Annotated in this window: 20 protein-coding genes and 1 pseudogene; 6 read left to right on the forward strand and 15 right to left on the reverse strand. The window is 67.8% G+C overall.

Features of this window, described 5'->3' with window-relative positions; genetic code table 11:
* Positions 1-404 precede the first annotated feature (404 nt).
* Together ACGFZW_RS00480 and ACGFZW_RS00485 are read left to right on the forward strand one after the other, a co-directional pair.
* The gene (locus ACGFZW_RS00480) at positions 405-1,202 is read left to right on the forward strand and encodes a hypothetical protein (protein ID WP_393890757.1); all 798 of its coding nucleotides are present in this window, start codon (positions 405-407) and stop codon (positions 1,200-1,202) included.
* Positions 1,199-1,960, forward strand: coding sequence for a hypothetical protein (locus tag ACGFZW_RS00485; RefSeq protein ID WP_393890758.1), 762 nt, complete (start codon positions 1,199-1,201; stop codon positions 1,958-1,960). The genes ACGFZW_RS00480 and ACGFZW_RS00485 overlap by 4 nt, the downstream gene beginning before the upstream one ends.
* Positions 1,961-2,337: 377 nt before the next feature.
* On the opposite strand, the gene ACGFZW_RS00490 is transcribed toward ACGFZW_RS00485, so the two are convergent.
* The 3 genes and pseudogenes from ACGFZW_RS00490 to ACGFZW_RS00500 all read right to left on the reverse strand — a co-directional run bounded on the left by ACGFZW_RS00490 (position 2,338) and on the right by ACGFZW_RS00500 (position 5,066).
* The gene (locus ACGFZW_RS00490) at positions 2,338-2,511 is read right to left on the reverse strand and encodes a CsbD family protein (RefSeq protein ID WP_393890759.1); all 174 of its coding nucleotides are present in this window, start codon (positions 2,509-2,511) and stop codon (positions 2,338-2,340) included.
* Between the two features lie 613 nt (positions 2,512-3,124).
* Positions 3,125-3,305, reverse strand: a pseudogene (locus ACGFZW_RS00495) (transposase); the annotation flags it as partial.
* Positions 3,306-3,776: 471 nt separating this feature from the next.
* A complete protein-coding gene (locus ACGFZW_RS00500) occupies positions 3,777-5,066 on the reverse strand; it encodes an FAD-dependent oxidoreductase (RefSeq protein ID WP_393890760.1) in 1,290 nt (429 codons plus the stop codon).
* A gap of 95 nt (positions 5,067-5,161) precedes the next feature.
* Here ACGFZW_RS00500 and ACGFZW_RS00505 point away from each other — a divergent pair, with 95 nt between their 5' ends.
* Positions 5,162-6,178 carry a helix-turn-helix transcriptional regulator gene (locus tag ACGFZW_RS00505; protein ID WP_393890761.1) on the forward strand — a complete coding sequence of 339 codons (1,017 nt, stop codon included), beginning with the start codon at positions 5,162-5,164 and terminating at the stop codon, positions 6,176-6,178.
* A gap of 290 nt (positions 6,179-6,468) precedes the next feature.
* Here the strand turns inward: ACGFZW_RS00505 and ACGFZW_RS00510 are convergent, their stop codons facing one another.
* The 11 genes from ACGFZW_RS00510 to dnaK all read right to left on the reverse strand — a co-directional run bounded on the left by ACGFZW_RS00510 (position 6,469) and on the right by dnaK (position 17,846).
* The gene (locus ACGFZW_RS00510; protein WP_393890762.1) at positions 6,469-7,164 is read right to left on the reverse strand and encodes a DUF4232 domain-containing protein; all 696 of its coding nucleotides are present in this window, start codon (positions 7,162-7,164) and stop codon (positions 6,469-6,471) included.
* A 279-nt stretch (positions 7,165-7,443) separates the two neighbouring features.
* Complete coding sequence (locus ACGFZW_RS00515; protein WP_393890763.1) at positions 7,444-7,923, reverse strand: hypothetical protein; 480 nt, start codon at positions 7,921-7,923, stop codon at positions 7,444-7,446.
* A 535-nt stretch (positions 7,924-8,458) separates the two neighbouring features.
* Positions 8,459-8,698, reverse strand: coding sequence for a hypothetical protein (locus ACGFZW_RS00520; RefSeq protein WP_393890764.1), 240 nt, complete (start codon positions 8,696-8,698; stop codon positions 8,459-8,461).
* A 340-nt stretch (positions 8,699-9,038) separates the two neighbouring features.
* Entirely contained in the window at positions 9,039-10,754 is a 1,716-nt protein-coding gene (locus tag ACGFZW_RS00525; protein ID WP_393890765.1) for an FAD-dependent oxidoreductase, read from the reverse strand.
* Entirely contained in the window at positions 10,755-11,018 is a 264-nt protein-coding gene (locus ACGFZW_RS00530; protein ID WP_393890766.1) for a UBP-type zinc finger domain-containing protein, read from the reverse strand.
* On the reverse strand, positions 11,015-11,470 hold the full coding sequence (gene trxA / locus ACGFZW_RS00535; RefSeq protein WP_393891266.1) for a thioredoxin: 456 nt from the start codon (positions 11,468-11,470) through the stop codon (positions 11,015-11,017). Before trxA ends, ACGFZW_RS00530 begins: the two co-directional genes overlap by 4 nt.
* Positions 11,471-11,475: 5 nt before the next feature.
* On the reverse strand, positions 11,476-14,112 hold the full coding sequence (gene clpB / locus ACGFZW_RS00540; RefSeq protein WP_393890767.1) for an ATP-dependent chaperone ClpB: 2,637 nt from the start codon (positions 14,110-14,112) through the stop codon (positions 11,476-11,478).
* Positions 14,103-14,456 (reverse strand): chaperone modulator CbpM, encoded by a 354-nt coding sequence (locus ACGFZW_RS00545; protein WP_393890768.1) that lies wholly within the window; start codon positions 14,454-14,456, stop codon positions 14,103-14,105. The genes clpB and ACGFZW_RS00545 overlap by 10 nt, the downstream gene beginning before the upstream one ends.
* Positions 14,453-15,376, reverse strand: coding sequence for a DnaJ C-terminal domain-containing protein (locus ACGFZW_RS00550; RefSeq protein ID WP_393890769.1), 924 nt, complete (start codon positions 15,374-15,376; stop codon positions 14,453-14,455). Before ACGFZW_RS00550 ends, ACGFZW_RS00545 begins: the two co-directional genes overlap by 4 nt.
* Positions 15,377-15,381: 5 nt before the next feature.
* Complete coding sequence (locus ACGFZW_RS00555) at positions 15,382-15,945, reverse strand: nucleotide exchange factor GrpE (protein WP_393890770.1); 564 nt, start codon at positions 15,943-15,945, stop codon at positions 15,382-15,384.
* An 8-nt stretch (positions 15,946-15,953) separates the two neighbouring features.
* Entirely contained in the window at positions 15,954-17,846 is a 1,893-nt protein-coding gene (gene dnaK / locus ACGFZW_RS00560) for a molecular chaperone DnaK (protein ID WP_393891267.1), read from the reverse strand.
* A gap of 1,244 nt (positions 17,847-19,090) precedes the next feature.
* Here dnaK and ACGFZW_RS00565 point away from each other — a divergent pair.
* The 3 genes from ACGFZW_RS00565 (at position 19,091) to ACGFZW_RS00575 (ending at position 23,379) form a co-directional block, all read left to right on the forward strand.
* The gene (locus ACGFZW_RS00565; protein ID WP_393890771.1) at positions 19,091-21,043 is read left to right on the forward strand and encodes an MFS transporter; all 1,953 of its coding nucleotides are present in this window, start codon (positions 19,091-19,093) and stop codon (positions 21,041-21,043) included.
* The gene (locus tag ACGFZW_RS00570) at positions 21,040-21,297 is read left to right on the forward strand and encodes a hypothetical protein (protein WP_393890772.1); all 258 of its coding nucleotides are present in this window, start codon (positions 21,040-21,042) and stop codon (positions 21,295-21,297) included. Before ACGFZW_RS00565 ends, ACGFZW_RS00570 begins: the two co-directional genes overlap by 4 nt.
* A 438-nt stretch (positions 21,298-21,735) precedes the next feature.
* Complete coding sequence (locus tag ACGFZW_RS00575; protein WP_393890773.1) at positions 21,736-23,379, forward strand: PucR family transcriptional regulator; 1,644 nt, start codon at positions 21,736-21,738, stop codon at positions 23,377-23,379.
* A gap of 85 nt (positions 23,380-23,464) precedes the next feature.
* Here the strand turns inward: ACGFZW_RS00575 and ACGFZW_RS00580 are convergent, their stop codons facing one another.
* Positions 23,465-23,914, reverse strand: coding sequence for a DUF1931 family protein (locus ACGFZW_RS00580; RefSeq protein WP_393890774.1), 450 nt, complete (start codon positions 23,912-23,914; stop codon positions 23,465-23,467).
* Positions 23,915-24,270: the final 356 nt, after the last annotated feature.

A 24,270-nucleotide genomic window follows, 5' to 3' on the forward strand; every position in this document is an offset into this window, starting at 1 on the left:
TCGTTCTCGGTGGATGGGGTCCATGACCGCATCGCCCCAGGGCGCCCCCGGAAGCGCCTGCCGGTCACTCGCCCCCATCTCGATCCAAACGAAACTGCCTAACTCTGCCCGAGGAGCGAAACAGGCCCGGGGCCGACGCGCGGGTGCCGTCGCGTGGGTGCGGAACATGGCGGGCAGGTAGAGGGGACGTCGATGCGGCCGTGTACGGCACCGCACTCCTTCGTGCCGTACACCCCCGGCCCGGGCGCTGAGCTCGTGCGTGCAAGGGCCTGCCGTGCTGTACTGGCGAGGTGGAGCGGAAGCACGCACTGGCATCGGTCACCCACCGGAGGCTACCCGGCGGCGCAACTTCGGACAGTGTGAGTGACCGGCGGGCCGAGCACGTGCGCACCCGGGTTCGGCTCATGATCGAGATCACGGCGCGGGTAGGGGCGTACCGAAAAGGGCTGGTCGAGGCCGTTCGCCGCCTCAGCCCGGAGGAAGCGGCGATCCTCTCGGATTTGGAGCGCCACGGACTGCAGGTGCCCCAATTGCACGACGTGCTGTGCGGCGGCCATGTACTGGTTGATGAACCGCAGCTGTACGAGAACTGGCGGTTCGCCAATGTGAGTCACGAGCGACTTTCCAGCCACCACCGTGACATCGACAAGGCTCTCTATCCCGACATCGGGATGCGCGGGGACGTGGTGCGGGAGAAGCTGCACGGACGCACCGCCCAGGGCACCTGGGTGCAGTTGGAGAAGACACCGGCCGCGTTCGGCGGGCGGAAGCTGCCCAGTGTGAGCGACCTCCGCCACCTCATGGACTACGTGGTCTACCGGATCACGCGCAGCAATGTCGGGCCCTGGGGGCTGTCCAGGATGACCGAACGGCGGCCGCTGTACTTGGCGCCGTTCCTTGCCATGCCGACGTCCCTGACACCTGCGGTCGCGCGGGTGCTGACCCAGGCACTGCGCCGGATCGAGGAGGCCGACGACGTCACTGCCGTCTCTACGGACCTGGCGGCTCGGTTCCCACCCCCGGACCGGGAGGACCTGGCCGGCGAGCTGGGACAGTCGTTGTCCGGCAGGGCGGGGCGTGGGCTGTTCGGCAATTCCGAGGTGTGGGTGACCGAGGCCCTCTCACGCAGCGCCGCCGCGGTGCTCCGTGAGAGTCGCGTGCCGCCTGCGGTGGAACCGTTGCAGCCGGGAGGACCGTCATGAGCGACGACGATCAGCGCGATGGCCCCCCTGTGGCGCCGTCGGACACGGGTGCGGCGTCCGCCCCTTCGGGACTGGTTTCGGCCGTGGTGAACCTGGTGAACACAGGACCGGTGCTGCTCGGTGCGTACACCATCGCGGAGCTCACCGCCGTGGACGCGATCGTGGACTTCCTGGAGGCCAGGCCGTCGGACGAGGTGATCGCCGAGGCCGTGCGCTCGCTGGCTGCCCGACAACTGCTGCTGGCGGGTGACACGGGCGAGCAGGTTCAGGTACAGGGAGACCTGGGCATCGCCGTGGCGTTCCAGCAAAGGGCCCGCAAGGTGCTCGATGCCCGCACGACCGGGTCGAGTCCGGGTGAGCCGTGGCGGATTCTGCTGCTCCCCCAACCCGAGCGGATCTGTCTCATGGTCCGCATCGACGCGCTCGGCATCCACCAGATGGGGTTGTACAAGCTCGACGAAGCCTTGAAGACGCTCACCGAGTGGCTGCCGCGAGGCCCGTCGGCGGCCCCAGGAGAGGCAGCGGACACCGAGGCCGTGCTCGCCGCCGCGGAACGCTCCGCGCTGATCACCGTCACCGAATACACGGCGCAGGGATCCGCCGAGACCGCGGGCAGCAGCAGGGATCTGGTGCTGGCCCGCAGTGGCGGACGGCTGCACGTCCTTGCTCGGGATCCCGGCGACCGGGAGAAGCTGGTGCCGGACCCTGAGTCGCGCAAGGACAACGTCAGCGAACGGCTCGTGGATCTGCTGACGTAGACGACTGCCCGCAGCACCCCAGTTCCCACCCAATACACACGACCCGCCACCAAGGCCAACACCACAGGATCCCCACTCCAACCCGGCTTCCCTCCCCCAGCCACCGCCAGATGCTTCGTCATGCTGCCCACAGGCATTTGCCGTTGCACGCCTCCGAGAACCGCCCCGCCCCACCCCGGTCTTGAGCTCCTCCTCCCCCAGCGCCGCGGTTCGACCACGTCGCCCTCGGCTCCCTCGCCCCCTGGCCTGCACCCGGACTGCTCCGAACCTTCGTCCGATCACGTGCAACAGGGCGGTGGCCCGGAGATGCCTCCTCCGGGCCACCGCCCTGCCAACTCTGCGAAAAGGGGAAGGCCCTGGCAGGCTGCCCCTAACCGCTATCTGGAGTCCGTGTCCTTGGCGCTCTCCGCGGCCCGATGCAGGTCGCGCTTGGCCCACTCGGAGTGGCCGTTGCCGACCTTCCGCTCCCTGTCCACGACACGGACCGCAGTCTCCTTCGCAGCACCTATCAGCTGCTCGGTCTTCGCGGTCATCTTGTCGGTGGCGGTCATGGTGACACTCCTCCTCGCGTCGGTGTGTTTCCCTGACGCAAGATCACCTGCCCCTCGCCTTGCGGCGCAAACAGGGCCGGTGGCAACAGATCCCGTCTTCGCCTGAACGGCCTACGCCACTGGTCACCGTGCCCACGGGCGGGCAGTGAGGCACCATTGCCGACCGCCTCCGCTGGCGCGCGACGCGGGCGCGGTGCAGGAGCTCACCCCTTCCGGACAAGACGAAAAGCCTTGGTGCTCCTGGGTGCGTGTAGGAGGTGTTGCGTGTGGGCGCGGGCCGATGGCGCTGTTCGAGAGTCCAAGGTCCGGCTTATCGAGTTCGAGGACACTTCAATTCGGAGTGCCACACGCCGTGCGCCACAAATCCCCCTGGCTGACTTCCGGTTGCGCTTTCACGGCAGAACGCACCACTGACAATTCTCCCTGACCTGCGCATTCATGCCAGGCCATCGTCGTCGGCTTGGAGTACCAGAACGTCAGAAAGGCATTGATTCCGGCACGAGTTACCGACCGAGGTGATGGAGCCGGGGCCCAACTGGCCGACGACGTTCGCGCCGTACGACGCGATGGTCCGCGCCGGCGGCGCCAGCCGGGAGGCGTACAACGGCTGCCGGATCACTGCCTGGACCCCGCGTCGCCTCAGTTGGCGGCGGATCGCCCGGGACGAGTACGCCTTGTCGGCCAAGACCGCATCCGGGGTCGTTCCGGCCGACCGACCGGGGCACCCGTATGCGGACCATAACCTGGGCGAATGAGGGTGCGTCCCCGGACTTACCGGGCGTGATGACGAAGGCCGGGGTTTGACGGCGCCTGGGGCTTCAGAGCTCGATCGACGGCCATCAATCAGCGATGGGCTATTGATGACCCACGGAGTCGTTGAGATGCGCGCCGGCGGCTTCGACGAACGCTTTCGCCCTGTCCTTGAGGCTGAGATACAGCACGTCGAACATCTCATACGCGCGAGACATGAAAGGGTCCTCGGCGTGCTGGAGTTCCAGCACGCCGCCGTAGACCTGATTCGACTAGCCTCGTCGCGTTCTGGCCCGTTCCTTCGGTGGTGGCCCCTACTGCTGTTGGTGCGGCCAGACGCCTCCGCCGTTCGCCGCCGCACCCGGCTCCCACTCGTTCGGGGCACAGTCGGTCACGGCCTTTCGGAGCCCGCGGGGTTCCTTCCTGCTCGGTTCGACGCACCCAGCCGGAGAGGAGCGTGGGCCCGTCGGGAATGGGAGTACGCCATCCCGATGAAGCAGTCGAGCGACCTTGCTCTAACCTACCGCTGAGCCTCGCGCAGGGTTACGCAGCCGGGCGGCTGCGGCCAGAATCGGGGTGCTCACGACGGTGGCTGCGGCGCCGAGTGTGGTGTCGGTGGCCAGGATCCACCGGACGGTCTTCATGGCCAGGGTGAGGACTTCGCTGCCGCGCCGGCGCATGCCGGCCTCGAAGTGATCCACGGCGTCGGTGAGGGTGGCGGTGCCGTCGGCGGCGGCGCTGACGTGCGTGAGCAGGCTGGCGGCGTCGCGGATGGCCGCGCCCGCTCCCATTCCGGCGGTGGGCGGTGTGGCGTGGACAGCGTCGCCCAGCGCGGTGATACGACCCGCAGGCCAGGGCGCGAGATCCTCCGCGCGGGTGGAGGCGGCGTTGAAGCGGAAGCCGGCCACGCTGTGCGGGTCGGCTTGGGCGATGACCTCGAGTGTGTGCTCGGCCCAGCCCCGCTCGCGGAATCGGTCGAGCAGCGCGGCCTGCAGTTCGCCGCCGCGCAGGTCGCGCAGGGAATCGCTGCTGGTGGATTCGGGGAACATGGCGCCCCAGATGTAGGTGGGTCCGGTGGTGACCGACATCCGCAACTCGGGAGCGTCGAGCGCGGTGTTGCCGACCGGGTCAAGGAAGCCGACGTAGAGCGCTCCTCCGCGCGGGCCGATCGCCAGCCCCGATCGTGGCCCAAGTCGCTGATGCTCGCCGGGGCTGAGGTCTTGCCGGAGGGTTCGGCCGGAGAACCCGATGATGCCCGCCGGTCTGTTGGTCGGGCCTGCCGCCAAGTGACGGGCGACTACTGAGTGGGTGCCGTCCGCGCCCACCACCAGATCCGCTGAGACCGGCGCCCCGTCGGTGAACCGCACTCGGGGCGCGCCGTCGGTGAACCGCACTCGGGGCGCGCCGTGGTCATCGTGGCCGACGCCCGACACGTTGCATCCCAAGTGCAGGCCGTCTCCGACGGCTTCGGCCAGAAGCATCCGCAGGGTGATCCGATCGACATCGATACTTGCACTGTCGCTGAGGTCCGGCCCGTGGCCCAGAAGCCGGCCGCGGCGATCCCAGAACGCGTCGCGCTCGCGCAGTCGCAGCGCCGACCCCGATGCCAGCAGCCGCTGCATGATCTTCGGTTCCACCAGATCCTTCAGCGCCGACTGGGCCCGCTCATCCAGGGTGATGTGGTAGCCGCCCGTCGCCGCCACATCGGTGTCTCGTTCGAATACCGCCACCTCTATCCCCCGGCGACGCAGCCCCGCCGCCAATGCAAGCCCGCCGATCCCGCCACCCACCACGACTACCCGCATACCCGACACCGTCCTTCCGCCGCTGCTCACTGAACAGAGCCCACCCTGACACCGGTAGTGGACACCGAGTGGCCACTACCGGTCATGATGGGACGATGGCGAACACCTCACAACGGGCGCTGCGGCTGTTGTCTCTGCTCGGAACAGGACGGCAGTGGTCGCTGCGCGAGCTCGCCACCCGGCTCGGGACCAGCGAACGCACTGTCCGCCGCGACATCGAGACTTTGCGCGCGCTCGACTACCCGATCGCTACCATCCACGGCCCCGATGGCGGCTACCGGCTCGGAGCCGGGCGAACCCTGCCGCCGTTGCTGTTCGACCACGACCAGGCCCTCGCGATCGCGGTGGCCCTGCAGACCGCGCCAAGCACGATGTTCGGCCTCGGGGACGACGCCGCGCGGGCACTGGCGGCGCTGCACCAGGTCATGCCCCCTGCGCTGCGGGCATCCATGGAATCCCTGCGCCTGACCAGGCTGCAGAACTATTGGGAGTTCCCCGCGCCCCCTATCGACCCCGCCGCCCTCACCGCCGTCGGCACCGCGGTACGCCACCGCCACCTCCTCGTCACCGAGACTCTGCGTCCCGACGGCACACGCCCCGTACCCAGTGACCCCGACTACCTGACCGCCCACCGCATCGAGCCACACCACCTGGTCGTCTGGGCCGCCCGGTGGTATCTGGTCGCCTACGACCTCACCGACAATGAATGGCGAGTGCGCCGCGTCGATCGACTGCACCCCCGCCCCACCACGCAGCACTTCGCGGCCCGCGCGCTACCCCAGCCCGACCTCGCCCACTTCGTGATGAGCACCCACGACCGCGGCGACACCCCTGCCGCCTGGCAGTGCACCGGCACCGCCCGGCTCAACCTGCCCGCTCACATCGTGGCCCGCTGGGCACCAGGCGGCTCCGTCGTGGAACACCTAAACACCGAGTCTTGCCGGCTCACTCTCGGCGCCTGGTCCTGGGCCGGCATCGCCGGCATCCTCGCCACCTTCGACACCGAGCTCACCGATCTCCACCCACCCGAACTCGTCCACGCATGCCGTCGTCTCACACAAAGATGGGCCACTGTTGCTGACACCGAGAACCTCGGTCCTTCTCATGAATGAGTAGTTCTGAGAGATCACGCCCCAGGGCGAACCGTGTCCTGTCCGTCCCCGATCTTCATTCTCAAAACCTCCCGCAAAAGGCGGTTCGGAGGAGGCTCCCGGCACGGCGAGCCCGAGACCGCCGTACCCGCCGTTTGCCATCGCACCGCATGACGCGCACGGCGGGGAGGCTCGGCGTCTCCTCCCCCGACCAGGCGGACACGATCGCCAGCACACCTAACCCGTGCCGGCGGAGTGCGGGACGCGCGGTGCGGCGCGTCCCGGATGACGCTCCCCTGGCCGACGGCCCATCAGAAGTCGTACGGCTTCTTGGCGCGCCAGTTCAGTACGTCCGCCTCGTTCCAGCTGAACTGCGTCTTCTCGCCCTGGATGTCGACCGAGTAGGAGGGGCCGTCCTGGCCGTCCGCGCCGCGCAGCGCGATGGCGAACGACTGCGCCGTGTGGTTGTTCGAGCCGTAGTCGAAGAGGTTCACCGCGCTGTATGCCTTGCCGCCGGGCTGGAGCATGATGTGGTTGTCGCCGCCGGGGTTGTCCTTCTTCGAGTGCGGCAGTGCGGCGCTGTCGACGTCGCCGAGCTTCACGGTCGGGTACGAGGTGACCCAGCAGGGCTTGGTGCCCTTGTTCGACGCGGTGACCAGCAGGTGGTCGCCCTGCTGCCCGGCGAACCGGTGCACCGCGGTGAGCAGCATCTCGTCGCCGCGGCACTGCTGGGCGCCGGACGTTGTGCCCTTGCCCTCGACGTCGCCCGTTCCGCCCGAGGCGGTTGTCGAGCCCGCACCTTCCTTGGTGTCACCGCTGCCGTTGGCCTGCTCGGCGCCGCCCTTGCCGTCCCCGTTGGACACGGACCGGCTCTGGGCGCTACCGGCGGCGTTGTCGCCGCCCGCCGCCTTCGAGCCGCCGTCGGAGCCACCGCAGGCGGTCAGGCCCAGCGCCAGCGCGGCGGTGACGGCGGCCAGTGTGGCGGTACGAATCCGGGAAGTACGCATGATCAGGTTCCCCCTGTGCTTCGTGCGGGAGCTTCCTTGGGCCGTTCCCGCGGTGTAAACACCACTCTTCCCGGGGCCACTGACGTCCTGGAAACGCCTCACACACGTCCCGCAAACAAGCCGTGCGAACGGAGGAGGCCTCAGCCGCGGGTGGCATGGAGTTCCTCAACCGCAGCCCTGGCGTGACACCCGGGCTGCGGAGCCTGGACCGGAGACCTGACGGAGGCAGCGTTGGGCGGGTTGCTGAAGCGGGGGCGCTGGGCGGGGCCCGCGGACGGTTCAATCGACCTGACTGTTCGCCTGCTTGGGCAGGCACAAAATCAGGATCCACATCACAGGGAGGGTGCCACCGACCCACCAGGACACCGGTGAACGCATCGCGGTTGACCAGCCGTCAGGTGAGCCACCAGTGGCGGAGAAGAGCACGAGGGCGGTCAGCGCGGTGCCGAGGGCGATGCCCGGGTGCATTGCGGTGTTGAACAAGCCCGAGGCGGAACCGGCTTTCTCGTGCGGCACCTTGGCGAGCGACATATCAGCGAGCGGGCCGCCGACCATGCCGAGTCCGAAGCCGAGCAGCACGACCGGGACGGTCATCGCGAGGAGGGTCAGGTCGGACTCTCGGCTGCCGGCCTGGAGCCCGTAGGCCACCATTGAGGCGAGTGCGATCAGAGCTCCGGTCTGGGGCAGGAGACGCCCGAAGCGCCCGGTGGTCTTCACCGCGGCCGTCGCACCGGCCAGCTCGCCGAGAGCGAGCAGCACAAAAGGCCGCCGCCGCCATCAGCGGACTCATTCCCAGGCCGCGCTGGAGATGCCGCGTCCAGGTCGTGAGGACCAGGCCGCACAGCAGGCCGAGCATCAGTCGAAGCCGGGCGGACCAAGGTCGGCCGCCAGGTAGCCGACGACTGCCGCTTACCACTCACCTCACCCACCGCCCCTCCTCGCAGTTCACAAGTGAGGGTCTGGGTATCCAGCTCGGCCTCGCGGGCCGCTATTGGCGGGGGTAGCGCTCGTCGCCGTTCACCAGGCGGCGGAGCACCCGCCCGATGCGGCCGATGGGTTCGGGCAGTTGGATACGGCAGCCCGCGCAGTGCACTCCGTCGGCCGGCGGTGCGTCCTCTTCAAGCGGGTCGTAACTCGAGGGGGCTGCTCTCCCACGGCCAGTGGCAGTCCTGGCAGGGGTTCGCTGGGCATCCAAGGCAGCAAAGCCCCAGGTCGTAGGGGCTGGGCAGTTGTCCCGTCCGGCCAACTAGAGCACCACATTCGCCCGCCTGTGTCAGCCCGCTCAGGCGGCCGGCTACGGAGCCTCCGCGCGGAAGAGGGCCAGCAGGTCCTGGGCCGGCGGGGTGTCCGCGTCGAAGAACTGCGAGGCCAAGGCGGGTGGCACTGCCGTTCCGTGCATGCGGACCTTGTGACACCTGAAGCAGAACGCTGCCTCGAACAGCGCCAGGTCCAAAGACTCCTCGTACGCCCGGACACTCCAACCTGGGGAGAAGCCGCAGCGGTGTTGTTCACTGCCGGGCAAGTTCTCGATCAAGGCCAAAGCGTCGGCGGCCTCCCGCCGGCCCGATCCCCACCGGGACAAGTAACTGCGGAAAGTGCCGCTGCACCAGCCCAGCCAGGTGTCGCTCCAGGTCACGAATCTTCCCAGTCAGCTGATCGATCCGCTGAGCCAACAGACACAGGGCGATGCGAGTGGCCTGCCCGACGCATCCTTCACGCCGTCCTCATCCTCACGATCGTCGAACTGCGCGCAAGCCCTGACCAAGGCCGGAGTCTTCAGGCCGTCCAGCTGCTCGCGCAGGTCCAGATCGGCGGTGGCCAGGCCAATTGTTGCCCGTCACGGCGAGGGGCCGCCCAGGCCACTAGCTCGGCAGTCAATTCGTTCCGGCAGCACCCCTGAGGCTACCGAGGTAGCGGTGGACGAGCTGAACAGCCATCGCGCCCTCACCGACAGCCGATGCGACCCTTTTCACCGATCCGCTACGGACGTCACCCGACGCGAACACACCGGGCAGGCTGGTCTCCAGGGGCAGGCAGCCCCTGCCACGGCCTTCCCACCGCTCGGCGACCGCACAAGCCTCCGCTTCCCGTCCGGTGAGGATGAAGCCCCGTGAGTCCAGAGCCAGCGAAGCCGGGAGCCAGGCTGTACAAGGCTGGGCTCCGATGAAGATAAAGAGGGCGCGCGCGTCCAGTTCACGGCGCTCGCCCGTGCGGCTGTCCTCCACCACGAGCGCCTCGAGCGTGTCCTTGCCGAGCACGTCCCGGACCTCGGCGTTGGTCAGCACATTGACGCGCGGATGACGTTCGATCTGATCGACCAGGTAGCGGGACATGTTCGCACCGAGAGCCTCGCCACGGATCACCAGAAACACGCGGGGCGAATAGCCCGCGAGGAACAGCACGGCCTGGCCGGCCGAATTGCCGCCCCCCACGACGGCGAGCGGATCCATCCGGCACTCCATGGCCTCGTATAGGGTCGCCGCATAGTAGACGCCTGCCCCCTCCAGCCGTTCGATTCCAGGGACGGGGAGCCTGCGGTAGCGGGCTCCGGTGGCGAGGACGACGCTTCGCCCGGCGGCTTCGCTTCCATCGGCGAAGGCGACGCGGTAGTGGCCGTCGACAGGCTCCAGCCCGGCCCCTTCAGTCGGAACGACAATCCGCGCGCCGAACTTGTGCGCCTGCACCACGGCACGGTCGGCAAGCTCGGCTCCCGAGATACCCGAGGGGAAGCCGAGGTAGTTCTCGATCCGGGAGGACGTTCCTGCCTGACCGCCGGTGGCGATCGCGTCGACAGCGGTGGTGTTCAGCCCCTCGGATGCGGCATAGACGGCCGATGCCAGCCCTGCCGGCCCCGAGCCAATGATGAGCAGGTCTCCCACGCTCTCGTGAAAAGCCGGGGCGCCCAAACCGATGAGACGGGCGAGTTCGGCATCGCTGGGATTGCGCAGCAGCTGCTCCTCCCGCCAGATGACGATCGGCGTGTCCTCGGGGGCGATGCCGAATCGGCGTAGCAGTTCCTCGGCCTCCTGGTCGGTCTCCAGATCGATCCAACGGTGCGGCAGTCGATTGCGGGCGGCGAACTCGCGCAACCTGCGGGTGTCGGGCGAGTAGCGCGACCCGAGGATCCGGAAGCCCGCGCGCTGGCCGACGAGCAGAGACCGGCGTGCCAGGTAGGCACGGAGAATGAGGTCTCCTATAACCGGCTCCTGGGCCACGAGCCGGCGGAGTCCGTCCACCGGCATCGCGAGCACCTCTCCCGCCTGGTGAACCTGCGCGGTGTAGAAGGCGGGCTGGCCCTGCAGAAGGCCCAGTTCACCGAGGAACCGGCCGGGGCCATGCGCTCTGATGATGTGTTCGTCAGGGGTACCGTATGCCTCCAGGATGGTGACGGATCCGCTGAGGATCACCAGGAATTCCTCGAACGGTTCCCCTTCCCGGAACAGGAGTTCACCCCCTGCGACCGCGCGCCGCTCACCGTGCTCGTCGAGGAAGTCGATCTGTTCGGGCGTCAGCCGGGGGAAGGCTCCGTTGATGTCCGGCGTTTCGAACGGTAGAGCCTCGGCGTCCGGAGCGCTGTGTTCAGGGCCCATTCAGACCAGCGCCTCGTGGACGAAGCCCCAACGCCAGTCCTCCCCCGGTTCCATGGAGGCCACGATGGGGTGACTTGAGGTTCCGGCGTGGGCACGAGCGTGTTTGAGCGGTGAGGAGTCGCAGCAGCCGACGTGACCACAGGTCAGACAGAGCCGCAGGTGTACCCAAGGCGATCCGATGCGCAGGCAGTCCTCGCAGCCCTCGGGCGTGCGGGGAACAACCGGGCGCACGAGTGACAGGTGGGGGTCGACGCCGATGGTCATGATCGTGCCCCTTCCGTGCTGGTGCCGTCCGTCACGTACTGTTCGACCCAGGAGCGCAGGGCGGGTGCGGGCGCGGCGCCGGACTTCTGGGCGGTTACGACTCCGTTGTTCAGGAGCAGCAGGGTTGGTACCGCCTGGATCTGGTATCGCTGCGCGAGCTGAGGGTTCTGGTCGATGTCGACCTTGACCAGTTTGATCGTGCCCGCGAGCTCCTTGGCGACCTGCTCGAGCGCGGGGCTGACCATCCTGCACGGGCCGCACCACGTCGCCCAGAAGTCAACGAGCACATAGGGGGTGACCTTCTCCGCGACCGCGGAGAAGCTGTCGTCGCCCGCGTCCGCGATCCAGGGCAGCGGCGCACCGCAGTTCCCGCACTTGGGCACGCCCTCCGCAGCCGCGGGCACCCGATTCTTCCGCCCGCACTTCTCACAGGAGACCGTCCGACTGTCCATCGTTCTCACGCCGCTTTCGTGACGCGGGCCTGCTGCGGCTGTTCGATGGTGACGACCAGCTCACCGTGCTGGGCGTCCACCCGGATCGTCACCCCGTCCTCGACTTCGCCGCGCAGCAGCATCCGTCCGACCATCGTCTCGACCTCGTGGGAGATGTAGCGGCGCAGCGGCCGTGCACCGTAGACGGGGTCGAAGCCTTGTTTCGCGATGTGTTCGCGGGCGGAGTCGGTGAGTTCGACAGCGATACGGCGGTCGGCGAGCCGATTCCGGAGCTCGTTGAACTGCAGCTCTACGATCAGCTCGATCTGGGCCTCGCCGAGTGGCCTGAACAGCACGATGTCGTCGACCCGGTTGAGGAACTCCGGGCGGAAGCGCCCGCGCAGTTCGCCCATGACCTGCGCCCGGGCGTCCGGCTTGATCTCCCCGGCGGCAGTGGCGCCGTCGAGGAGGTGCTCGGAACCGATGTTGGACGTCATGATGATCACGGTGTTGCGGAAGTCGACGGTGCGGCCCTGGGAGTCGGTGATGCGGCCGTCGTCGAGGACCTGCAGCAGGGTGTTGAAGACGTCGGCATGGGCCTTCTCGATCTCGTCGAAGAGCACCACGGAGTACGGCTTGCGCCGTACGGCCTCGGTGAGCTGGCCGCCCTCCTCGTAGCCCACGTACCCGGGGGGCGCGCCGACCAGCCTGCTGACGGTGTGCCGCTCCTGGTACTCGCTCATGTCGAGGCGGACGATGCTTTCCTCGGAGTCGAAGAGAGCCGCGGCCAGCGTCTTCGCCAGCTCGGTCTTGCCGACTCCGGTGGGGCCGAGGAAGATGAACGACCCGATGGGCCGGCGCGGATCCCGGATTCCGGAGCGGGCTCGGATGATCGCATCCGCGACGACCTTGACGGCCTCGTCCTGGCCGATCACCCGCTCCTGGAGAATCTCGTCCAGGCGCAGCAGCTTCTCGCGTTCGCCTTCCTGAAGGCGGGCGACGGGGATTCCCGTCCAGGATGCGACGATCTCGGCGATCTCGTCCTCGGTCACGACCTGGTGCAGCAGCCGCTCTCCGGCCTTGGACGCGAGTTGGTCCTCTTCGGCGGTGAGTCGGCGCTCCAGCTCCTGGAGCTTGCCATACCGCAGTTCGGCGGCACGGTTGAGGTCGTAGGTGCGCTCGGCTTCCTCGGCTTCGTGGCGGACCTGTTCCAGTTCCTGGCGCAGGTCCTGGACACGGCGGATGCCTTGGCGTTCGGATTCCCACTGTGCGTGCATGGCGTCGGCCTCGGCGCGCAGATCAGCGAGTTCACGGCGCAGCTCCTCGAGCCGGGTCCTACTGGCGGGGTCGCTCTCCTGGGAGAGGGCCGCTTCCTCGATCTCGAGCCGGGTGACACGGCGGGTGATCTCGTCCAGCTTGGCGGGCATGGAGTCGATCTCGGTGCGCAGCCGTGCGCACGCCTCGTCGACAAGGTCGATGGCCTTGTCGGGTAGGAAGCGGTCGGTGATGTAGCGGTGGCTGAGGGTTGTGGCTGCGACAAGGGCGGTGTCCTGGATCTTGACGCCGTGGAAGACCTCCAGGCGTTCCCGCAGGCCGCGCAGGATCGAGACGGTGTCCTCGACCGTCGGCTCGTCCACCATGACCTGCTGGAAGCGGCGCTCCAACGCAGCGTCCGCCTCGATGTACTTGCGGTACTCCTGGAGCGTGGTGGCGCCGATCATGTGCAGTTCGCCACGGGCGAGCATGGGCTTGAGCATGTTGCCGGCGTCCATGGCGCCCTCGGTGGCTCCGGCTCCGATGACGGTGTGGAGTTCGTCGATGAAAAGCAGGATCTTGCCTCCGCCGGCCTTGACCTCACTGAGCACGGCCTTGAGGCGTTCCTCGAATTCCCCGCGGTACTTCGCTCCGGCGACGAGCGAGCCCATGTCGAGGGCGAAGACCGTCTTGTCGCGCAGCCCTTCGGGCACGTCGCCCCGCACGATGCGCTGCGCGAGACCTTCGACGATGGCGGTCTTGCCGACGCCCGGATCGCCGATGAGCACCGGATTGTTCTTCGTCTTGCGGCTGAGGATCTGGGTGACCCGGCGGGTTTCGGCGTCGCGGCCGATAACGGGGTCGACTTTGCCGTCCCGGGCTTCGGCCACGAGGTCACGGCCGTACTTCTCCAGGGCCTCGTAGGCCACCTCGGGGTTGGCTGAGGTGACGCGCTGGTTGCCGCGGACCCGGGTGAGAGCGGAGAGGAATGCATCCTTTGTGACGCCGTGCTCCTTGAGGACGCGTCCAGCGGCGGTAGCCGACCCCTCGCCGACCAGGGCGAGGACGAGGTGTTCGACCGATACGTACTCATCCTTGAGTCGCTTCGCCTCCTGCTCGGCGGTGTCCAGCAGCTGCGCCAGCCGCTGGGTGACGAAGACCTGTCCGGGTGTGGCTCCAGGCCCCGTCACCTTGGGCTTGCGGGCCAACTCGGCCTCCAGCGCGCTGCGCAGGGCCGGGGTGTCGGCACCGGCGTGCTCGAGCAACCGCGGTACCAGCCCCTCCTCCTGGTCGATGAGAGCCATCAGCAGATGCTCGCCGTCGACTTCCGTCTGCCCGAGGCGTACGGCTGTGCCCTGGGCCTCCTGAAGTGCTTCCTGGGACTTCTGGGTCAGGCGGTTCATATCCATGACACGTCATCGCTCCTCGCCCCGCTGCGCCGGATTGTGGATTCCAGCAGGCTGATGCGGTCGAGCAGGTCGAGCACCAGGCCGATGGAGGCGTAATTGAGGTTGAGTCCGGCCCGTAGCCGCTGGACACGGGCGAGTTTCGCGGGGGCGGACGGCTGAAAAACCAGCTGCCCGGATGCGTCGCGTTTGGCGTCGACCAGGCCGAGGGCGACGAACCGGCGGACGAGTTCGGGGTGGAGCCCGCAACGGCGGGCGACGGCGTCCAGTCCCAGTGTGGGGACGGGTACCAGGGCGTATCGGACGTACGTGGTATGCGAGGTTGCTGAGGCTTGCGGGGTGCTCATCGGGGCGTCCTCGGGTCGAAGGAAGAGGTGGCAGCGAGGTCCTCGAACAGTTCACGCTCGCGGTCGGTGAGCTTGGGCGGGACCATGATGCGGACCTCGGCATAGAGATCCCCGTCCTTGCCCCGGGGGTTGGGCATCCCCTCGCCGCGCAGCCGGAGCCGTCGTCCGCTGGAGGAGCTTTCGGGGACGGTGACCTTGGCGGTGCCGCCGGGAGTGGGAACGGGGACGGTTGCGCCGAGCGCCGCCTCCCAAGGGGTGACCGGCAGGCGGACGTGGATGTCGCGGCCCTCCAGCCGGAACTGAGGGTGTGGCTGGACCCGTACACGCAGGTACAGGTCGCCGGACCGGCCGTCGCCGCCGCCCTGACCGCCCTGCCCCGCCAGACGGATGCGTTGCCCGTCGACCACGCCGCGCGGGACGTTGACGTCGTAGCTGCGCTGTCCGTCGGGGCCGGCCAGAGTGATGCTGCGGTGGCCTCCGCGGTAGGCATCCTCGACAGTGAGGGGAAGTTCGGCCTCCTGGTCGGCTCCGGGTACAGGGCCCCGAACTCCGCCGGCGCCGAAGAGTCCGCCGAAGAGGTCCTCGAAGTCGGCTCCACCCCCGAAGCCGCCGCCCCGGACGTACCGAACTCTCGGCCCGCCCTCGCCCCCGAAGCCGGCACCGACCCCGGCGCCCACCCGCTCGTCGTAGTCCTCGGGGATCTGGCGGAAGTCCTCACCGAAGCGGTCGTAGCGCGCACGGGTCTTGGGGTCCGAGAGCACGCTGTACGCCTCGTTGAGTTCTTTGAAGCGTTCCTCGGCCTCCGGTGCCTTGTTCACATCGGGGTGATGCTTACGGGCCAGGTTGCGATATGCCTGCTGGATCTCTTCCTCGTCCGCGTCCCGCGACACTCCCAGCACCTCATAGAAGTCCCGTGCCATCGTGGTCACTCCTGCCGCTTGCCGACGGTGACCGCAGCCGGCCGCAGCTGGTGTCCCCCGTCCCCGTAGCCGGGACGAATCACCTGCACCACCGTTCCGGGCTCCGCATCGGGAGCCTCCGCCACTCCGACCACCTCGTGATTGGCCGGGTCGAACGGCACTCCGGTCTCGGCGTGCCGTTCGAAGCCCAACCGCCGCAGAGCGTCGACGGCCTGTTCATGTACCGCCTTGACCCCGTCGACGATAGCCCCGGGGTCGGACCCGGCGTGAGCCAACGCGAGTTCAAGATTGTCGACTACGGGAAGCAGCGCGGCGGCGGTACGAGCGCGCTCGTCTGCCCGTTCCCGCTCAAGCTCCCTGGCGTGCCGCTTGCGCAGATTGTCGATGTCGGCAAGAGCCCGGCGCCAGCGGTCCTGGAGCTCGTCCAAGGCCGCCGCGTGCTCGTCCTTGGCATCCGCCGGCTGGGGCTGCTCCTGCTCGGTGGGTATCTTCGTCTCGGCGCCCTGGGGCGTGGGGTCCAGCGATTGGCCACCGGGCCCAGGCTCCGGCTCCCTGTCGTGCGTGGACATGGGCCGCCTCAGCTCTTGTCGAACTCAGCGTCGATGACGTCTTCGTCCTCAGAGCCTCCCGGAGGAGCCTCTGAGGCTTCCGCGGCGCCCGCAGCCGTTTCCGCACTCGCCTGGTGCGCCGCCAGCCCGGAATGGATCTGCAGGAGTTCGGAGGTCAGCGGCCGGGTCTTGTCCGGCCCCGCTTCGTCCTTGACCGCCTCGCGTGCCTCGGCGACCAGCATTTCGGCCCGGGCCTTCTCATGAGCCGGGGCGGCGTCGCCCAGATCCTCCAATCGACGTTCGATCTGATAGGCAGCCGCGTCCAACTCGTTGCGGGCGTCAACCGCCTCGCGCAACGCCTGGTCCTCAGAGCGATTGGCCTCGGCCTCAGCCACCATCCGCTCGACCTCACCCGAGTCGAGATTCGAGCCCTCGCTGATGGTGATGCCCTGCTCCTTGCCGGTGTCCTTGTCCCGTGCGGTGACATGCAGGATGCCGTTCGCGTCGATATCGAACGTAACCTCAACCTGCGGTTCTCCGCGCGGCGCAGGCCTGATGTCGGTGAGCTGGAAACGCCCGAGCACACGGTTGTCCGCAGCGCTCTCCCTCTCACCCTGGAGGACGACGACGTCGACAGCGGGTTGGTTGTCCGTAGCCGTGGTGAAGGTTTCGCTGCGGCGGACCGGGATGGTCGTGTTGCGCTCGATGAGCTTCGTCATCAGGCCGCCCCGGGTCTCCACGCCCAGCGACAATGGCGTCACGTCAAGAAGCAGAACGTCCTTGACCTCACCCTTGAGCACCCCGGACTGGATTGCGGCGCCCATGGCCACAACCTCGTCCGGATTGACGCTCATGTTGGGGTCCTTGCCCCCTGTCAGCTTGCGCACCATGGCCTGCACAGCCGGGATGCGCGTCGAGCCGCCGACCAGGATGACCTCGTCGATGTCGTTCTTGCTGACCTTGGCGTCCTCCATGGCCTGCTTCACCGGGTCCATGGACCGTTCGACGAGGTCGGCGGTGATCTGCTCGAACGTGGACCGCATGACGGAAACCGTCAGATGCTTGGGACCGGAGGCGTCGGCTGTGATGAACGGCAGGCTGACCTGGGTCTGAGTCACCGAGCTCAACTCCACCTTGGCCTTTTCCGCTGCCTCGAAGAGGCGCTGGAGCGCTTGCGGATCCTTGCGCAGGTCGATTCCGTTCTCCTGCTGGAAGGTGTCGGCCAGGTGGTCGACGAGGCGCCGGTCGAAGTCGTCACCACCGAGGTGACTGTCACCCGCGGTGGAGCGCACCTCAACCACACCGTCACCGACGTCCAGGATGCTCACGTCGAACGTGCCGCCCCCGAGGTCGAACACGAGTACGGTCTCGTGCCCCTTCTTGTCCATCCCGTAGGCCAGCGCCGCCGCGGTCGGCTCGTTGATGATGCGGAGCACTTCGAGCCCCGCGATGCGGCCTGCGTCCTTGGTCGCCGTGCGCTGGGCATCATTGAAGTAGGCGGGAACGGTGATGACCGCCTCCGTGACCCGCTCCCCCAGCTGTTTCCCCGCGTCGTCGGCCAGCTTGCGCAGAATCTGCGCACTGATCTCCTCGGGCGAGTGCAGCTTGTCCCCGACCTTGAACCGCGCAACGCCGCCCTCCCCCTCCACAACGTCATAGGCCACCGCCTTGGCCTCGTCGGAGATCTCGTCGTAGTGCCGGCCGATGAACCGTTTGGCCGAGTAGATGGTGCCTTTGGGATTAAGGATCGCCTGGCGACGGGCCAACTGGCCCACCAGCCGTTCACCGACGTCGGTGAACGCCACGACCGACGGCGTTGTGCGGGTCCCCTCGGCGTTCGGCATCACCGTGGGTTCGCCGCCCTCCCAGGCCGCGATCACCGAATTGGTGGTACCGAGGTCGATTCCGACTGCCCTTCCCATCAGAAACTCCTTCGCCTGGCCGCCGTCGCGATTTCCGCTGCCCGGCAGCACCGATTCTTTGTCAGGCGGTGGCTCCGCTACCAGTACGGCGCTCTGAGGCGCGTGCCGCGAAAATTTCGGCGATGCTGAGCGATCACCGGTTCTCCTTCGCTCCCGCACAGAAAGAGCGTCGGCCTGGCGTGCACATACCGTCCAACTCAGCGTCGTCCGTGGGATGCCCCCGGCGCCTGCTCCCGTGGGGTCGAAATTCTGCGCCCCGGGTCCACCTGGGGACACAAGTCCACGAATCCGCCTTCTCGAAAGCGGCCTCGCCTCGCCGCGCCGCGCCCTCAGGTGGGACGAGGTCGAACTAGCGCACGCCACCTGACCAGGACGACACCAACACCCGCACCCGCGCGCCCACGAAGGGCGCGGGGAGCGTGGCCGTCACGGTGCCGGCCGACCCGATCGAGGCAGCGCACTCTCGACAGGATTGCAACCACGTGCGCTGCGACGCCTGCCCCCTGCAGAGCCAAGATTTGTCCCCTTCTCCCCCTGGGGGTGCAGGGACACGGCCCCGGGAACTGACGACCCGATCGGCCTTACCGAGCCCTCGCCTGCGGGCTGATGGAAATTCCAGCTTCTGGGGGCTGTTGCAACCCCTCGAGATGCCTAAAATGTGAAAAGGCCGTCATCTCACTGAAATTGAAACCGCTTCTGCCAGCGGTCGATCAGCACGCGGGGTGAGGCCATGCTCATGGACCGGAACGCCCGGGACAGCCACGCACTCACCGTACCCGGTCAACGACAGCCCACCTCGAATCCGATCAGACTCTCCGAGCTGGCCCCCCAGCGCAGAACGATTCAGCGTCCCCGCCCGGCAGTTCGCTCGCGGCGCTTGCGGAGGGCTCGGAACAGCCGCAGAGGGAAGAGCCCCACGAGCGGGGCCCGGCGACCGAGATCGTCAAGATCCTCGCGGTCGAACGCGCGAGCATAGCGCTGCGCATCTTCCGCGGACGCATAGCGTTTGGCGCCTTCCGCTCCGCAGCGACGAACGCACTGCCAACGCAAGGTGTCATCCTCGCTCAAGAAGCGAAAGCGGTGTCCGAGAAGGCGGCAGCGCAGCATGGCGCCCCAGTCTATCCGGGACTGCGCGCTCCCGACCGGCAAGCGATGGCTCCGGCATGTTCAAGGCCGTATGTCCCGGCCCTCCCGTCCGGCACGTCCCTGCTCAACCGCCGCTGTGCGCGAAGGAGGTTGGACTCATGACGACGACGACGGAACAGCGCACCATCACCACTCGGATTCCGGCGCGTCTCGACCGGATGCCGTGGTCGCGCTTCCACTGGAGAATCGTGATCGGCCTCGGCACCGTCTGGATACTCGACGGGCTCGAGGTCACCATCGTGGGAGCCGTTGCCTCCCGCATGACCGAGCCGGGCAGCGGCATCTCCCTCACCAGTGCAAACATCGGAACCGCCGCTGCGATCTACGTGGCGGGCGCATGTATCGGCGCTCTGCTCTTCGGCCGACTCACGGACCGCTTCGGGCGGAAGAAACTCTTCATGGTGACGCTGGGGCTCTATATCGCGGCCACGGTCGCGACCGCGTTCTCCCACGAACCCTGGTACTTCTTCCTGGTCCGGTTCATCACCGGTATGGGCATCGGGGGCGAGTACGCCGCGATCAATTCGGCCATCGACGAGCTGATCCCTGCCCGGAACCGCGGCCAAGTGGACCTGGCGATCAATGGCAGTTACTGGGTCGGCGCCGCGATCGGCAGCCTCGCCGCGCTGGCCTTCCTCAGCACCAGCCTCTTCGACGCGAACCTGGGCTGGCGGCTGGCCTTCGGCGTCGGCGGCTTCCTCGGCCTGGGGATCATGCTGGTGCGCCGGCATGTTCCGGAGAGTCCACGGTGGCTGTTCATCCACGGGCGTGAGGAGGAGGCGGAACGCATTGTCGACAGGATCGAGGCCGAGGTGCAGGAGGAGATCGAGCAGCCGCTGCCTGAGCCCGGCGGGGCCATCACCATCCGCCAGCGTGACGCCATCCCCTTCACGGAGATCGCACGGACCGCGTTCCAGCGGTACCCGCGCCGGGCGATCCTGGGACTGGCCCTGTTTGTCGGACAGGCATTCCTCTACAACGCGATCGTATTCGACCTTGGAACGATGCTGAGCGGCTACTTCAGCGTCTCGTCAGGCTCGGTGCCGTACTACCTGGCCATCTTCGCCGTCGCCAACTTCCTGGGACCACTGCTCCTGGGCCGTATGTTCGACACGGTCGGCCGGAAGCCGATGATTACCGGCACCTACATCGGATCGGCAGCCGTGGCCGTCGTGCTGGCGATTCTGCTGATCAACGGCTCTCTGGGAGCGCCGGGCTTCTTCGCGCTGGTCGCCGTGACCTTCTTCGTGGCCTCCGCGGGAGCCAGTTCGGCGTACCTGACGGTAAGCGAGGTCTTCCCGATGGAGACCCGCGCGCTGTCCATATCCCTCTTCTTTGCCGTCGGCACGGCAGTCGGCGGCGTCACGGGCCCCCTGCTGTTCGGCAATTTCATCCACAGCGGCAACATGGACCTGGTGGCCCTCGGCTTCCTGATCGGGGCAGGCGCCATGTTCCTCGGCGGAATCGCGGAAGTGTTCTTCGGTGTCCGAGCCGAGCAGCAATCCCTCGAAAACATCGCGAAGCCGCTCACCGCAGAGGAAGCCGAGGCAGATCACCTCAACAGGCCCTCCCCCTACGAGGCGGCGCGACCCGGCGCGAGCAGACAGGCCGACCACGAACGCGATCAGCGCATCGCGCGGCGCAACTCCCTCCTGCGGGATCGCGAGCGAGCGGGCATGTGGCGCTACCTCCCCGGGCCCGGCAAGGACAGCTCGTTCTACTCGCCCGGCATGGTCGGTACCGCCAGTACCGCAAGCCGCAACGCAGCCATCGCGGACCAGTCCCTCGACCGCGAGATCGGCGAGGTGGAGCAGGCCCTCGACGAGCACGGGCCGACCAGGGGCGCGGACCTCGAGCGGGCGGTCAGAGGACGCTCCTGGGGGCCCGGCCGCTTCCGCAAGGCTCTGCGCGCAGCAGTCGGTGAGTCACGCGCCGAACATATGCCGGGCGATACCTACCGGGCTCCCGCCAGGGTGCGCACTCAGACACCCCCGACAAGGGACAGGAATGACACCACCAGCAGGCATGACGATGGAGACGAACAGCGATGACCACGCCCGCGAGGCGGGCACGCATGAGCGGACCGGCCTGCCCGATGGGCGGAAACCCCCTGGCGGAGTTCGACGAACTGATCAACCAGACGGACGGACTACTCGAGACCAGAGACGGTGGCGCTGTCCCGGTCAGTGAGACCGCCTGGACGCCGCTGGCCGACCTCACCGAGACCGACAACGCCTACCGAGTGGAAGTGGAACTGTCCGGCGCCAAGAGCAAGGATGTGGAGGCCGATGCCGTCGGACAGTAATTCGCTTGTGTCCGGCGAGATCAAGGAACGCACAGGCCGGGGCCTCCTGCGACGAGGCGCCCGTCGCATCGGTCGCTTCGAGGACCAGGTCAGGCTGCCGGACAAGGTGAACACCGATGACGTCGAGGCCCACATGTCCGAGGCGCACTCACCGTCACGATTCCCAAGGCTGAGGCCTCCAGACCACGGCACATCAAGATCACCGACCACAGCACTGGCAACAGCGACAGAGCCCTGCATTACCGGCACCCTATGAACAACGCGCTGAAACGTGATCAACGGTACGCTTGATCCATGCAGAGTGGGGACAGTGAAGCCCACCGAAGCGCTCGTGCGAGCGGCGAAGCACCCCCCGCCCAGGGCCAAGCGCCGGCTCCGGCGTCATGGGGCCGGGAGCAGCTGGCACACCTCCACGGCTTGTACGCATTGGCCGTAGTCATGTTCGAGGGCCGGGGAGAGGGCGAGATCCTTCGACTGGCCATGGCCGCCGTGCCACGACTCGGTCCCTGCCGCCCGGAAGCCTGCTATCGCCTCCAGAACGGGCGCTTCCACCTCGAGGCCGTCCCCTCTCTGGAGACCCGCAGCAGCCGTGTTCCGCTGGAAGTACCCGCAGCCGAGGAGCAACTCAGCAAGCTCGGCGGCAAGGACGGCCCCATCCAATTCCCCGAGGACGTATGGGGGTGGGCAACCGCACTGCGGTGCGACGGCGGCCTGGTGGGCTACCTCGTTGTCAGCGCGGAGAGCCCCTTGTCCGACGACGAACGCTTCCTCATCTACGCACTCGCCCAGCCCATCGGAGCTGCCCTCGACAACGCCGCCTCGCGCCGCCGCGAACGTGAACGCACCTGGCAGCTCGCCAAGGCCAGCGAAGAGCGGGAAGCCACCAATGAGCGCCTCACCGCACTCGTGGCGGAACTGGAGTGGCAACGCACCGTCCATGAGGTCCTCACCCGCTCGAGCGTGATCGGTGAGGGGGTGGAGGGCATCGCCAACGCGGTGAATGACCTGACCGGACTCCCGACATGCGTAGCGGATCCCTTCGGGAACGTGCTGGCCCAGGCGGGGCCAGGCCAGGACGAGGCAGACTGCAAGCCTGCGCCCCTTCAGCGGGAACAGCTCCTCCACAGGGCGGTGCGGGAGCTGAGCCCCGTCCGCGACAGGAACCAGCTCGTCGCACTGGCCCAGCACCACGGCGAGGTCCTCGGAACGATCGCCCTCATCGACCCCGCATCCACAGCAGGACCGGCCGAGGAGTTCGTGCTCGAACACGCGTGTACTGCGCTTGCTCTTGAGCTGGCCCACCGTCGTCACGTGGCGGAAGTCGAACTTCGTCTGCGACGCGAGCTAGTAGACGACCTCATCGGGGACCCCAACGGCCCGGGCGGCGACGCTGTCTACTCGCGGGCGGAAGCCGTGGGCCACGATCTGCACGGCCCGCACCATGTGGCGGTCGTCCAGTGGCAGGACCCGACTCCCGACGACCGGTTCATGATGGCGGTCGGCCGTGCCGCCCAGAGCCTGGGACTGCGGTCGCTGCTCGCCCGACGCTCGGAGATGGCCGTCCTGGTCACAAAGGGGGAGCCCAATGGCGCCGCACTGTACGAGGCCGTCGCCGACGAGCTGGAGTCTCACCGGGGCGCAGTGGGCATCGGCGGCCAGTGCGAGGGCACGGATGACCTTCCCCGGTCCTTCGATCAGTCCATCCAGGCCCTGCGGGTCCGCCTGCGCTCCCAGCCCCCGTACGGCGCCACCTCATTCGCTCAACTGGGGCTCTACCGCATCCTCGCCAAGAACGGGGAGGGCCAGGAGGTGGATCAGTTCGTCCGCGATTGGCTGGCTCCGCTCCTCGACTACGACAAGGAGCACGGAGCCGACCTCGTACTCACGCTCACCCAGTTCTTCGACTGCGGCGGCAACTACGACCGGACGGCTCGCGCGCTAGCGATCCACCGCAGCACGCTCCGCTACCGGCTGCAGCGCATCCGAGAGGTCAGCGGACGGGAACTGAGCGATGTAGACGACCGCTTCAACCTGCACATCGCCACACGAATCTGGAAAGTCAGCGGCCCAACTCCTCGATGAATCGAACATCTGCGGGCCCCTCAGCCGGGCGCATGCCACGGTCGGCGGGACATCCGCCGGGCCGGCCGCCCGGCGCTGCACTCCCTCAGAGCAGGAGATCGAAGACTGCGTGGAGTTGATCCCAGTGTCGGGTCTGTGGGTTCTTGAGTTCCGGGTCAAGGATTTTGAATGTCTGGGCCATCGCCAGACTGAGCCCGCCGACAATCTCCGGGTACATCGACTCGGTCTCCTCGTCGGGCGCCCGGTCAAGGGCGGGGTGCGTGACGAGCTGATCGAGGATGGGCTTGAGCTCTATCTCGTGGTCCAGCTTCCGGAAGCGGTGAATGCTCTCTTGCAGCCCCTTGGTGATCGGCAGGTCGGGGGGCTGAACGACGTCCCGACCGTTGGCCTTCGCGTGCGCCTGGGCGACCAGCAGAAGGTCATAGAGCCTCCCGTCCACGAAATCGCTGTAGCGCTTGAGGTCGTTCTTGTCGACGTGCAATCCCGCTGCCGCGCGGAAGAACCTCTCGAATTTCGCCACGGACATCACTGTCATGACCGCAACCTCCCGTGGTCCGGCCGAGCCTTCATCCGGCCCTCTTCAGCCTCCTCCCAGCCTGGCTTATGAGCAGCAGCGGTGCATGCCCATACCGGGCCGAATCACGTCCAGCCTCTGCTACCGCCAGGCCGGTGCACGGACCGGACCCGTCGGGTACTGGCCGCGCGCGCCGCTCGATGACGCGTGCGCAGACGCCGTGAATACCAGCAGGTGCCGCGCAGAATCCGCGCTTTCCGGTGCGCTGTTGCACAGTACTGAGGCGGCCTCGCACCGGCACGCTCGATGAGATGCACTGACCTCGGCAGGCTCGCAAGGGAGCAACTTCCTCGGCGACGATGCCCCCTCTCCTCCCA

This window comes from Streptomyces sp. NPDC048248, from assembly GCF_043201875.1.
Taxonomy (GTDB): Bacteria; Actinomycetota; Actinomycetes; order Streptomycetales; family Streptomycetaceae; genus Streptomyces.